The following is a 12,898-nucleotide window of genomic DNA, read 5'->3' as shown; positions in this document are numbered from 1 at the left end:
TTGTTTTGATCCACACCGGCTAAAGAGAGCATTATTTTGTAACTGGTCAAAACACACTCAGGAAGCAGCTGACTATGACAATAACTTATAGCTCTTACCTAAAAGTAGACGAGCTTTTGCAGTGCCAGAAACCTCTTTCCGATGGCCCCGAGCACGACGAACTACTTTTCATTACTATTCATCAAAGCTACGAGCTCTGGTTCAAGCAAATGTTGCATGAACTGGATTTCCTGGTGCGACTGTTCAATGCAGGGGATCGCAATCGCGCTTTGCATACGCTAAAGCGTGTCGACACGGTTTATCGTACATTGATTCAACAGGTCGATATCCTGGAAACCCTCACCCCACTGGAGTTTATGTCTTTCCGCGATCGGCTATCCACAGCTAGTGGTTTTCAGTCGTACCAATTTCGCGAGTTGGAATTTCTTTATGGAGCCAAGGACCCGAAAAAGCTGGAAAACTATACCCCTGGCTCAGAGCACTACCAGCGCTTGATGAAGCGTCTTGAGGCGCCGACCCTTTGGGATGCTTTCCTAAACTTTTTGGTTCACGAGGGGCATAAGGTACCTATTACTGAGCTTGAAAGGGATTTTAGCCAAGTTGCGGAGCCTTCTTCAGCCGTCCAGAAAATACTGATCGATGTCTATCGAAATGATCCACTGGTAAGTGAAATCTGTGAGGCTTTGGTGGACATCGATACTTCGTTACAACAGTGGCGTTACCGACATGTAAAAATGGTCGAGCGAACAATTGGCAGGAAAATGGGGACTGGTGGATCGAGCGGGGTAGGTTATTTACAGGGAACCCTATTTAGACCGGTTTTCCCCGACCTCTGGGCAATTCGTTCAGAATTCTGATATCGGATTTGATTTGAGGGGTACTTAAGTACCCCCCCAATTTGTGACCAGTTCAAAACCATAATTCACAAATGAAAAAAGCCAGCAATATGCTGGCTTTTTAAGCGCGGGTAACTCACTGGGAACTTAGTCCTCGTAAGGTACCAGGGAGACCTGAATACCCAGGCTCACTTCCTTCGCGGCATCCGCAATCTGTACGTAAGTATCCGCACTAGACTTGTTGTGTGCACGCACAATCACCATTGCCTGCGGGTTCTCCGCATACATCTGGGCGATACGGGCCCGTACAGCACGGCTGTCAATACGGCTGCCATCCGCCATGGTGATTTCATCATTTGCGCTAACCATCAACAGAATATTCTGCTTGGTAGGATCTGGCTCAGCATTGCTGGTCTCATTCGGATCAGGCACATTCACATCCAGCGCCTTCTCTTTAACAAATGAAGCAGTCACGATAAAGAAGATCAACATGATAAACACAACGTCCAACATGGGCGTCAGGTCGATATCTGCCTTTTCTTCTTCTACGGCCTTTCCGCGTCGTCTACTCATAAAACACCGTGCAATTTTCAAATATCAGGGGTGCCGGATTGACCGGTCTAATCTGGTGGGCAAGATTGCCGCGATTTCGCAAGCATTGCAAGTGCGAGCGATAACACAGATAAATAAACTTTTAAAATCAATAAGTTACAGAATCGAGCCAACAGAAAAGATCAAATTTTAAGCAAAAATTCCGACTAACGTCCTGCTAGATAGCTGTGATAGTCAGGCACCTCATGCTCGAAGGATTGGTCCATCAATGGTGACTGTACCACCATATCTGCACTGCTCTGGTTGCAAGCCACTGGGATATTCCACGCTGCAGCAATACGCAGTAGTGCCTTGACGTCTGGGTCATGGGGCATGGGCTCAAAGGGGTCCCAGAAGAATATCAGTAAGTCCACCTGCCCCTCGCTAATCCTCGCTCCGAGCTGCTGATCACCTCCCAGAGGGCCACTTAAGAGCTTTTCGACACTTAAACCCGTCGCATCTTCAATTTTTTCACCAGTAGTCCCCGTAGCCAATAACTGGTGTCGTTTGAGCAGATTGTGATGTCTGAGACACCACTGAATCATGGCGTCTTTACGGTTGTCATGGGCTACCAGAGCCACTCGCTTTGTCGCCGGCAGTGCTTTAGCAATAAATTCCATTTGAACCTCAATATCAAGAGTCTCTTCTATAGTATCTCAAATAAGCACCGACAGATTTGATTTTCCCGTAGGTTTAGTCCCTGTTATCGCAACCCAACTCCTTTATAAAGACTTCCAAAATTACTACAAAACGATTCATTAGATTCGAAGAAGTAATGTGGATTAATTCAAAGACCTCTTTATTCATTGTTATCTAGAGTAAGATCCCCCTGAACACAGCCCCCCTCGCTATAATGCAACAGCAAGAAACCGGACCTTTATAAGGAGTAAGTATGAGCGTAGGAGCCTGGGAGCCACAGGTAAGTGGCCCACAGAATGAAACCAGTGAAGAATTCAACAGGGAGCAGTTGCTCAGACTTATCGAAATTGCAGAGTCAGATAAACCTTTTACAGAATCAGTAGGGGCGTTTGAAAAAGTACCCTCCACACTTATTCGCCTTCCCTTCCAACACTGGATCGAAGAGAGCGAACATTGGAACAGTGCCCAGCTGTGGCAACTGATTCGCTTCTTTACCTTGGCAGAAATGAATCTGCCAGGCTGGGACGCCGGCGCTGAGTCTGCAGTAATTCCCCTCGCCAAAGTACTCAAGCAACGCTCGACGCCATTAACAAAAGAACAACTGTTATGGATTCGCCAGAATTCCAACAATCGTTATTTGCCCTACGGGCCACTATAAAGCTACACGATTGACTCCATATCACCCCAGTGACAGAGATATTCTGTTACTGGGTCAGTCCTCTCCCCCTCTCCCATTGCAAAACTCATAAGGTTGCCTTTGGTAAGAGCAGCCACTCCAAAGCAGAAGCATTGCCCATAAAAATATCATTAAGATTGTTGATCAACGTACGGATAATCAGGACTGCATTCAAATAGCTTCTGGTATTACTTGCCTCTGAATAACTGCCCTCTACTCCTTTTATGACTAGCAGGGATGTCACGTGATAGCAAAACAAATGACTGGAGACCAAGCGCTCGCTTTCTCGGTAATTAAAAAGGCCTCGACTGAAGAGCACAAACTAATACAGTTCCGTCCCATTATATACATGGTTATAACTAGATTTATCACTGGTTTACTTTCCGCCATGTAAAAGTAAACCTCGCAGCAGCAATGGCAGATCCCGGCAGCCAAGCCCCCAAATACCCCAACCGGTTGGTACTTATATACGGGGCACTAGATCCCGTACATGAGTGTGAGTTCTCCCCCAGTTTTTAATTCCTTACTAAATACCAGGGTACGGCAATAGGACTCAAGCTGTCTCTGACATCTTGACACTTGCCAACTTTCCGCAATTTGAATATCACACTTCAATACGCAAGGTTACACAACCAGCTATGGAAGTTGCCTGCTATTTGTCGCAGGCTAAAGCTCGCAGTTAAGTTTTGTTAATCCGGCTCTCTGTTAATTGATGAACAGAAACTATCTGCCACTATCAAAATCCAACTATAAAAGCCAAAACAACTAAACCAACAGGTTCATAAAACTTACAAAATTACTCAACTATTTAACGCCACAGATACTGACTTGATACAAGGAATATTGAAGTTAAAGAATCACCAGTAATGAGTGCTTTCAAGTTCCCAAAAAGATCAAAAACACAGTTCAAACGGCCCCCATTTGAAAAATATGTAAAAAAAAGCCATTTTTTTTACATTAAATAGAAAAAAACCATCTAAAGGACTTGCAATTAGGTATACAAATAAGCTGCAATTAGCGCCGCTAGCTTGGGGGGACTCACTATCAATTGTTTTCTGCCGAAAACATGCATCTTGGACGGTGCCTAATTCCGTTAAAGATGGCTGAGAATAATTGATAGGAATGCCCCCACTTACTAAAACAATTCATTTTGCAGGGATATTTAAATGGCTACTAAAAAAGCTGCTCAAGTCGCTACCAGCGACGTCGCAAAAATGGAAGCGGAGCTACGCTCCCTTACCGCTAAACTGGAAACTGCCCGCCTTAAGCAGGAAAAAGACCTGACTGTCAAAGCCGAGAAATTGGCAAACAGTGCCAAGAAGGCTGCTGCTAAAGCAAAAACTACTCAAGATAAAGTAGCGACTGTTAGAGCTAAGAAAAAGACTGCTGCTCAACAGCAACAGCTGAAAAAAGCACGTGAAGCCGCCGCTGCAGCTAAAACTGCTGCAACTGAAGCCAAAACTGCCGCAACTGAAGCCAAAGATGCACTGGCTGAAATCAAAGCCGCCAACAAGCTGGCTTCTCAGGTAGCTAAGATCGTCGCTAAAGAAGAAGCTGCTGTAGCTAAGAAACTGGCTGCTGCTGAAAAGAAAAAAGCCGCTGCCGAAGCGAAGAAAACTGCTGCTGCCGCTAAAAAAGCCGCTGCTGCTGACAAGAAGAAAGCCACCGCAGCTAAGAAAAAGCCCGGCCGCCCAGCTAAAACTGAAGAAGCCAAGAAGAAGCCTGGTCGTCCCGCTAAGACCGAAGAAGCTAAGAAAAAGCCTGGCCGTCCCAAAAAAGACGCCACTGAAGCCAAAAAGAAGCCCGGTCGCCCAGCAAAAACTGAAGCCGCTAAGAAAAAGCCCGGCCGCCCCAAAAAAGCAGAGACCGCAACCGCCGCAGCAACTGATGCTGCTCCTGTAAAACGCGGTCGTGGCCGCCCACCTAAGGCAGAATCCGCACAAAAGAAGCCCGGTCGCCCAGCAAAAGCGGAAGCCGCTAAGAAAAAGCCAGGGCGCCCCAAAAAAGCAGAAGCCACAGCCGCAGCAGCAACTGAAGCTGCTCCTGTAAAGCGCGGTCGCGGTCGTCCGCCCAAGGCTAAGTAAGCCAGCGCTTAAGTAAAACTGATTTATTCAGTTAGTTTAAACCCTGGCCTCGCCAGGGTTTAAACAGATCTTACTGCATCCGCAAGCCCTTCACCTGATGCTCCTCCCCCAACTCAATAACACAATCTGCCCAACCCGGCATATCCTCTAGTAAGCTCCGCGTCACTCTTTCGTAGTGTTGTACAAACTGAACAATTTGTTGATCTGTCATCCCCATTCCGGAGCGAACCCTGAGTTTATGTTCCTGTAACTTACGCCACTCAACGATACATTCCATACTCGGCGCTTTGAGCATCACCCATACATCGATAAGCGAAAAAAGATCTCGATAAGAACCTTCCAACTGTTGATTAACATAATTTCGCCATTCGCCAGTACTATCTTCCCTGCACTCCAGTTCATTGAGCGGTCCTTCATGCCCTTCTGAAGGCTTGGCCCCTAGGCACCATCCTTCGAAGATAACAACATCAACTTGCCCCTTGAATACGGGCCACAAGTGCTCAGGGATCCGATCATCACGTCCTTTATCAAACCTAGGTAATGCGATAGCGGAATCAGTATTGGCTGCACACAGGGCCTTGAGCGTGCTGATTCCCAAGCCGATATCATGGGTTCCCGGCACACCACGAGTTTCGAGTAAAGGGTGTACCTGTGTAGCCAGCTTGCGGCGCTGTTCCAGCGTTAAATAGATATCATCCAGAGACAAAACACAGCAGCGATAGCCCATCGCCTGGTAAATACATTGCCACACATCTGCCAAGGTCGACTTGCCGGTACCCTGCCCCCCGCTAACCCCAATTAATAATGGATTACTGCGCTTATGGCGAGTCAGTACCCAAACTCCGAGGGGAAGAAAAATTTGTTCGAGTACCTGGAGGAAATCGCATGGTAATTGGTGCTCACGCAACAGCTCCTTAAAAGGCCCCGATAAACTCTCCTTAAGCTGTCCACTACGCTCTAAAACTTCATTCGGCCATTTAGCCTTATTCATAAATTCCCTGCTATAAAAACGGGGGCCTAAGCCCCCGAATTTTGTGATCACTAAGTATGATTACAGTACTTATATAGCCGTCACTAACTCGTTACCGACTCAATAACCCCCTCTGGATTACCCCTCTTCTTGGAGCGGCCCGGTAGTACTAACATAATGGGTGTGACCAATAACGTCAGCAAAGTGGAAAAGGTAAGCCCGTAAACAATTGCACTGGCTAGCTTCACCCAAAAAGAGGCTATCACTCCGTCGACAACAATATTGCGTCCGACCATATCCACACTGACGCCTAGCGCCAGGGGCAACAACCCGAGGATAGTTGTTGCCGTTGTCAAAAAGACCGGTCTCAACCTCTGTGTCGATGCCTTTACTGCTGCTTCCGTTGGCGTGAGGCTCGGCTCATTCATACGCACGAAATTATAGGTATCTATCAGTACAATATTATTGTTCACCACGATTCCAGCCAGCGCCACAATACCCACCCCAGTCATAATCACACTGAAGGTGCTTTGTGTTATTAGCAGACCAAGCATCACCCCCAAAGTGGACATAATCACAGATGAAAGTACCAATAAAGACTGATAGAAACTGTTGAACTGTGTTACCAACAGGATAAACATTAAAAACAGAGCCAGGAGGAAGGCTATGCCGAGGAATTGAAAAGACTCATTCTGCTCCTCATCCGCCCCACGGAATAGCAGCTCAACCCGGTTATCCACCGGATTAGTCTGCAACCACTTCCTTATTTCCTTCACTTTGTCATCCGGCAGAATCCCCTCTTGCGCATCAGCCTTAATTTGCATGCGAGTAATTCCGTCGATTCGCTCAATCTTATCGACCTTGGGCATGGCTTCCGTATGTACGAAACTGCTAATCGGAACGGTACCCTGCACGGTATTAACTTTTAGCTGATCGAGCGCGGCTATGCCTCTGGCACTTCTGGGGTACCTGATACGTATATCTACTTCTTCATCCGTATCATCGGGTCGATATTCTGCAACCCGGACGCCATTGGTAACCAACTGCACCGCCCTGCCAACTTCAGTTAGATCGGCACCATATAGGGCAGCCTTCGCTCGATCGACTTTCACTTCCCACTCGATACCTGGTAGTGGCGCGGTGTTTACAATATCTCGCAACCCGCCAATTTCCTCCATTGCACGGTGCAGCCGCCAGGTTTCCAGCAGTAGCTGCTCATAGTTCTGACTGCGCAACTCCAGAACAATATCCTTGCCTACCGGCGGTCCTCCTTCCATTACATTTGCGGTTACTTTAATTCCAGCAAAATCTGAGGTGCGGGAACGGATATCAGCAAAAATGTCGCGGCTCCGCCGCTCGCGTTCCTCTGCGGGATAAAGCTCCACTAACATATTGGCGATTTGATCTGGGGAACGATCAGAATTTCCAGAAATTCCGCCAGAACCAATAGTAGTGTGAGCTATTCGGACCTCAGGCACACTAAGCACGGCTCTTTCCACTTGCACCACCAGGGCTTTTTTCTCCTCCATGGACAAATTGCCCTGGGCCCTAATTTCTACATTGCCATATTGCTCTTCTGTATCCGTGAAAAATTCAACACCCGCACCAAAATTGACAAAGCCAATAAAGATGGCAACCAGAATGGCAATAGTGGTTAAGAACCCTCCCAGGGGGCGCTGAAGAACCTTCTCAAGAATACGCGCATACCAGCCGGTAATTCCAGGCAGGGCTCGAGGTAAGCCATCCTCTAACTGGCTCAGGTAGTTACGAGTAGAGGCATCCATTGCACTTTTGCCAAACAGTGAACCCAGCACAGGAGCAAAAAACAGGGCGTACAAGAGTGACCCCGCCAATACTGCAAACACTGTAACGGGCAGGTAACGCATGAAGTCTCCCACCACTCCAGGCCACAGCATGATCGGCAAAAATGCCGCAAGGGTAGTCGCCGTTGAGGCAACTACCGGCCAGAACATCCGGCTGACTGATGCAATATAGGACTCCCTTGCTGACAAGCCTTCAGCCATTTTCCGATCGGCAAACTCGGTAATCACAATGGAGCCATCAATTAACATACCGAGGGCCAGCAACATTCCGAACATCACCATAAAGTTAAACGAATAACCCAGATACCAGGTGATGATGGAACCAAACAGTAAAGAGAAGGGCACTCCCAGCCCCACCAGAATTCCCGAGCGAAAGCCGAGCGCGGCAACGACAATAATCATTACCAGTAGCATCGCGGTCAGGATGTTTCCCTGCATCTCACTGACCATATCCCGTGCGAAATCAGATTGGTCAAAAACAAACTCAACCGTAATTCCCTGTGGCAAAACACCAAATTCAGCCTGAACAACTTCCCGGACTCGATCTGCGACATCGACAGAACTGGCATCGTTGCGCTTTTCAACATTAATAGCGAGCCCCGGGCGACCATTGATACTGGTGTAGCTCACTGCATCCTTGAAGGTTCTGCGAATATCTGTAACAGCACCCAAGGTCACAACCCCATCGCGTGACTTCTTGAGCGGAATTTCATAAACATCCTGAGCGGTCTCAATCAACCCAGGGACTTTCACTGAAAAACGGCCCCGATTGGTTTCCAGCTCCCCTGCTGGAATTAACAGATTGTTCCCCAATACCGCGTTGATTAACTCCGCACTGGTGATCTGATAGTGCTCCAGTCGCACCGGATCAATCACTGCCTCAACGACCTCCTCCCTATTACCATGGAGATCTGCGCCGAGCACCTCAGGGATACTCTCTATCTTCCGCTTAAGCAATTCAGCTGAGCGCAGTAAAACCCGTTCATTCACTTGCTCGCCGGATAGGGTAACGACGATGGTGGGGAAAGGTTGAGCGGATACTTCCTCCACAGTGGGTTCGTCGGCATCCCGGGGCAGCTCAGCCCTGGCCCGCTCTACAGCATTGCGAATATCATCGACGGCATCATCTACACCAATGGCAGAATCAAATTCAATCACGATATATGCAAGGGATTCCCGGGCGACAGCAATCACCTCGACGACCCCTTCCACCGCACGAATTTCCTTCTCCAGAGGGCGGACCAGCAGGCGTACACCATCCTCTGGGGAAATTCCCTCGTGAGTGACCTGTACAATTACAAATGGGGGGTTCACCTCAGGGCTTGATTCAATTGTCATCGCTGCCCGAGCAACTATGCCAATTAAAACAATCAGCAGCATCAGGCATATTGTGCTGCGATTTCTCTGAACAGCGCTTTCCAACAGCTTCATCGCGAATCCCCCTCGGGAATCACTGAAGTTTCGGATACCGGAGTCACCTCAGCAGAATCTACCGGGGAAGCTTCCTTCGCTTGGTTCTCCCGGGAAAACTCTTCCCCAGTTTTCAGTATTTCTGCACGAACCAAATCTCCCGTAGTGACATATTCTTGTCCCACGGTAATCAGAGTGACTGTGTCGGGCAGTCCAGAAACCCAGACGCCGCCATCACCATCCCCAACCAATGAAACATTGATAAATTGCACTTGGTTTTTATCATTGAGAGTCCGCACCCCCAATTCACCGCTATCATCCAGCGTGAGTAGAGAGGCATTAATATGGTGGGCCGTAATTTCACCGGTCGGGAGGACCAGCTGACCACTCAAACCTCCAGGAAGTTGATTACCTGGATTATCTACTGCTACCTCCACTCGGTAAGCCCGAGTAATTTCCTGCGCCTGTTGACTGATATAACGGAGGTATCCGTCTACTAACAGCCCTCTTTGTAATTGGGCTCTGGCCGGCCCTCCCTCAACAAGGCTCCCCACTTGATCCTCTGAAACTTCGCCAACAATTAAGATGGGATCCAAGTCAAGAATGGTCGCGCATTCCTCTCCCCGGCGAATAAAATCTCCCAGCTCCACCGCTCGGCTATTCACTACTCCAGCAAATGGTGCACGAATTTGCAGTTTCTCTACCGTCACTTTGGCACGTGTGTACTCCGCCTTGGTTCGGGCAAGCTCAACTTGCTGCTGGGCCATTGCTGTATCCGACTGCAATCCTTTTTTCTTAAGTTTCTCAGCACCGGCAAAGTCTATTTCTGCTTTACGTTTTGCCGCTTCAGCTAATGCCAGTTGCTCAATGCGATCTTCAGCCTCGATTTCGCAAATGACATCCCCTTGTCTAACTGTCTGCCCTTCCGCAACTGGAAGTGCAGCAATAATGCCATCCAGTTCAGCGCGCAGACGTACATGCCGGTTAGCCTCAGTACGCCCATTCACTAGTATCTGAGTGGCGTATGGGCTGGACTCAATGATTTGGGCTTGAATTCGCAATTCAGGCTCTGGCTTCTTGGCAGTTACCTCTTTAGATTCTGACTGCTCATCCTCTGCACCGGAGAATAACTGCCCACTCAGCAGCCATAAAATAGCGATCACCGATACAATAATTGCCATTCGGTAATTGCGCTTCGACCAGATTGATGCCAATACATTCATAACTTACTAAACCTGTTGGGCAATGATGCGCTATCGCAAGAGGAGTCTTAAATCCAATTGAAGGGATCTGCGATAACAACTTGAAGCGAAGCGATTTTTACACAATCACAGCGACTTATAAAAAGCTCCTCTGTGTCCTACTCAAATTTTGTCCACAAATACGTGGTTAATATCAGGCAAATGAAATATACGCGTGATCTATTAATTTAGACTGGAATCAGCAGGTAGTTCACACTCTTTAAGAAAGGTGCACACATGTGCCAATAAAAATAAGTACAGAGAGGAGGGATAGCAGCCAGGAGCGAGAAAATAATTCTCCCGCCCTTGATTTGAGCGGGAAATCTTTACGATAGCATTGATTCCAGAAATCCAAGCATGTCGGATTCATCATCAACCAGCTCGCCAGAACCAAACTCCGCATTCCAGTCCAGAAGAATTTGAGCCAGAGCTTTCGCCTGTTCCGCTAAGGCAAGTAACTCTTCCCGGCTGTTTTTTGGTCCCGTATAAAGCTTCAGCTTCCTATGGCTATTCGCTAACTGATGCCCCGGATACTTGGACCTATAGACCTCAAGCTTCCAGCGCAATGAATGCACCATGTTCCGGTAGAAGACCAGCTTTGCCGGCAACTGTAAAAGTGATAAGTCTTCCAGGTCACCAAACAGCGTACAATCAACGCCCAGAACCTGAGTATCCTGGCTATTATTCGCGGCAAATACATCGGCACTGCGGGGCTCCGCTAATAGCATCGACAAATCACCAAACAACTCTCCCGGGCGTATTACCGCCAAAGGACGCTCATTTCCCGATGCCTCCTCAGCTGAGGGACTACTCACCTTCACATGTAACTCGCCGCGTAGTAAGAAGTAGACCCATTGATCCACATCCCCCGCACGCAGCAGCTGTTCACCCGACTGAAGACTGACCAACCGGGAGCGCTTTAGCAATACATCGTATTGCCACTCACTTGAGGCACGAATATCCCGAAATAGGTGAATGACATTGAGAAGACGATCCACAGCATCCCGTGGATACTCACTAAGAGGTTTAATTTCCATGCACAATTCAAATTTAGTGAAAACTATTCCATTTTCGAGCAAAGAGTGACCTCAGCCACTCTGCAAAGCGCCATTCTAAACGATATCGACCTATCACACCTGTTTATAGGTGTGATAATCGTTTCTTTACAGCCCCATTATCTTGGGCGAATGAGGACAGTCTGTCCCTATCAGGGTTGAACTCCGTTCCAGTTACAGTAGAGTTAAGCGCAGTGGGTAGCACATTGTACTCCCACAAGCTTTGGGCGCGCACTTTTTAATCTGACTTGTGTGCATTGGGGTTGGGGCCCCTGAATTCTTACATAGCGGAACATTTTGCTCTTGCTACTGAGACACCGTAGAACAATGAAATCGATAAAAATTGTCCTCTCTCTTTGGGTGGTTACATTTGCTCTGGCCGCAAAAGCAGCACCACTTTTAAATGGTCTAGCACTAGAAAAGCAGTTTAATAAAGATATTTATATCGCTGCAATTTACTCTGAAAGCCTGACCCGAGACTCCACTACATTACTCGATAACAACATTCCTCGGCGCTTGGAGGTTCGTGTTATCACCAAAAGTCTGCCGGCGCGGCGACTCCGCAATCAATGGATGGAAGCCATTGCCATTAACAACCGGGGCGATACGCTCAGCGGTCAGGCAGAAAACATGGTGACCTTTGCCAATCTGTTTAACGGGCGCTTTGCTCACGGTGATCAATTGAGTATCGAGTTCGCCGCCGATACCGGCTCGACAACAATCTCCCTTAACAGTATTCGCCTTGGAGAGATTGCCGACCCCGATTTCTTCAATACCTTGCTTCGAGCCTGGATTGGTCCTGTCCCCCCATCCACCGACTTCAAAGATGGATTGCTATCAGCAGGCCAAGTCTCGGGCAATCTGGTAACCACTTTCGAGGCCCTCGCCCCGACAAGTGAGCGAGTTGCAGAATTACAGCTCAAGAAAATAAGCCGAGAGGAAGCCGAAACCGCAGCAGTCGAGGAAGCTCCAGCTGAAACCTCAGTACCGAAACCTGCTATTCAAATAGCCGATCTGCCCCCTCCTACGCTAGCCCTTGCGGCAACTGCCCCTGCTGCTGCAGTGCCATCTGGTACAGGAAGTCCTGAAGGGGCAAATGAGCAGAATCCACAACTGGAGGAAGCTGCTCCCACACAGGCTGAGGATGAAGTTGAACTGATTACCCTATCCCCTGAAGGTGGCCCGGCATTAGCTGCCGATACAGAGGATATGATGGAAAATGAGGAAGAAGCTCCACTGACAGCTGATATGATCCTAGCACGTCAAATCTATCATTCCAGCTTACTGCGCCACACCTTCCGTTACATTCGCTACCCCAAAAGGGCCCAAGAACGAGGCCAGGAAGGTAGTGTTCGCTTAAATGTGACGATCGGCTCCCAGGGACAGTTGATAGATATCCAACCGATCCAGGAGTCCCGCTTCTCCAGTCTCAACCGAGAAGCCCAAGCTGCCGTTCGCCGAGCGGAGCCTTACCCTGGTGTACCTATGCAATTAGGTGCTGATAGCTACAATTTTTCAATTCCTATCACATTCCGCTTACCAGACTAGTAAGACACCTAAACTCCAAGCTCTG

The 12,898-nt window shown here is 48.3% G+C and carries 10 protein-coding genes; 4 read left to right on the top strand and 6 right to left on the bottom strand.

The features are described from left to right. Positions 1 to 74: 74 nt before the first annotated feature. Positions 75 to 857: a tryptophan 2,3-dioxygenase gene (locus ACJJIE_RS20175; RefSeq protein WP_444892771.1), complete on the top strand. Its 783-nt coding sequence runs from the start codon at positions 75 to 77 to the stop codon at positions 855 to 857. Positions 858 to 983: 126 nt separating this feature from the next. On the opposite strand, the gene ACJJIE_RS20170 is transcribed toward ACJJIE_RS20175, so the two are convergent. After that, complete coding sequence (locus tag ACJJIE_RS20170) at positions 984 to 1,409, bottom strand: ExbD/TolR family protein (RefSeq protein WP_413664360.1); 426 nt, start codon at positions 1,407 to 1,409, stop codon at positions 984 to 986. A gap of 185 nt (positions 1,410 to 1,594) precedes the next feature. After that, a complete protein-coding gene (locus tag ACJJIE_RS20165) occupies positions 1,595 to 2,047 on the bottom strand; it encodes a methylglyoxal synthase (protein ID WP_444892770.1) in 453 nt (150 codons plus the stop codon). A 272-nt stretch (positions 2,048 to 2,319) separates the two neighbouring features. Here ACJJIE_RS20165 and ACJJIE_RS20160 point away from each other — a divergent pair, with 272 nt between their 5' ends. Together ACJJIE_RS20160 and ACJJIE_RS20155 are read left to right on the top strand one after the other, a co-directional pair. After that, positions 2,320 to 2,724, top strand: coding sequence for a hypothetical protein (locus ACJJIE_RS20160; RefSeq protein ID WP_282934304.1), 405 nt, complete (start codon positions 2,320 to 2,322; stop codon positions 2,722 to 2,724). A gap of 1,184 nt (positions 2,725 to 3,908) precedes the next feature. Next, positions 3,909 to 4,826, top strand: coding sequence for a hypothetical protein (locus tag ACJJIE_RS20155; RefSeq protein WP_444892769.1), 918 nt, complete (start codon positions 3,909 to 3,911; stop codon positions 4,824 to 4,826). Between the two features lie 70 nt (positions 4,827 to 4,896). Here the strand turns inward: ACJJIE_RS20155 and ACJJIE_RS20150 are convergent, their stop codons facing one another. The 4 genes from ACJJIE_RS20150 to ACJJIE_RS20135 all read right to left on the bottom strand — a co-directional run bounded on the left by ACJJIE_RS20150 (position 4,897) and on the right by ACJJIE_RS20135 (position 11,307). Continuing rightward, positions 4,897 to 5,817 carry a phosphoribulokinase gene (locus ACJJIE_RS20150; protein ID WP_444892768.1) on the bottom strand — a complete coding sequence of 307 codons (921 nt, stop codon included), beginning with the start codon at positions 5,815 to 5,817 and terminating at the stop codon, positions 4,897 to 4,899. A gap of 83 nt (positions 5,818 to 5,900) precedes the next feature. Beyond that, positions 5,901 to 9,050 (bottom strand): efflux RND transporter permease subunit, encoded by a 3,150-nt coding sequence (locus tag ACJJIE_RS20145; RefSeq protein WP_444892767.1) that lies wholly within the window; start codon positions 9,048 to 9,050, stop codon positions 5,901 to 5,903. Further along, on the bottom strand, positions 9,047 to 10,252 hold the full coding sequence (locus tag ACJJIE_RS20140) for an efflux RND transporter periplasmic adaptor subunit (RefSeq protein WP_444892766.1): 1,206 nt from the start codon (positions 10,250 to 10,252) through the stop codon (positions 9,047 to 9,049). Before ACJJIE_RS20140 ends, ACJJIE_RS20145 begins: the two co-directional genes overlap by 4 nt. Positions 10,253 to 10,596: 344 nt before the next feature. Beyond that, positions 10,597 to 11,307, bottom strand: a complete 711-nt coding sequence (locus ACJJIE_RS20135) for a Crp/Fnr family transcriptional regulator (RefSeq protein WP_444892765.1) — start codon at positions 11,305 to 11,307, stop codon at positions 10,597 to 10,599. 345 nt (positions 11,308 to 11,652) lie between these two features. On the opposite strand from ACJJIE_RS20135, the gene ACJJIE_RS20130 reads away from it, so the two are divergent. Next, on the top strand, positions 11,653 to 12,873 hold the full coding sequence (locus tag ACJJIE_RS20130) for a TonB family protein (protein ID WP_444892764.1): 1,221 nt from the start codon (positions 11,653 to 11,655) through the stop codon (positions 12,871 to 12,873). Positions 12,874 to 12,898: the final 25 nt, after the last annotated feature.

Source organism: Microbulbifer maximicatervae (SeqCode), from assembly GCF_052467325.1.
This window is presented reverse-complemented; position numbering and strand designations above follow the sequence as displayed.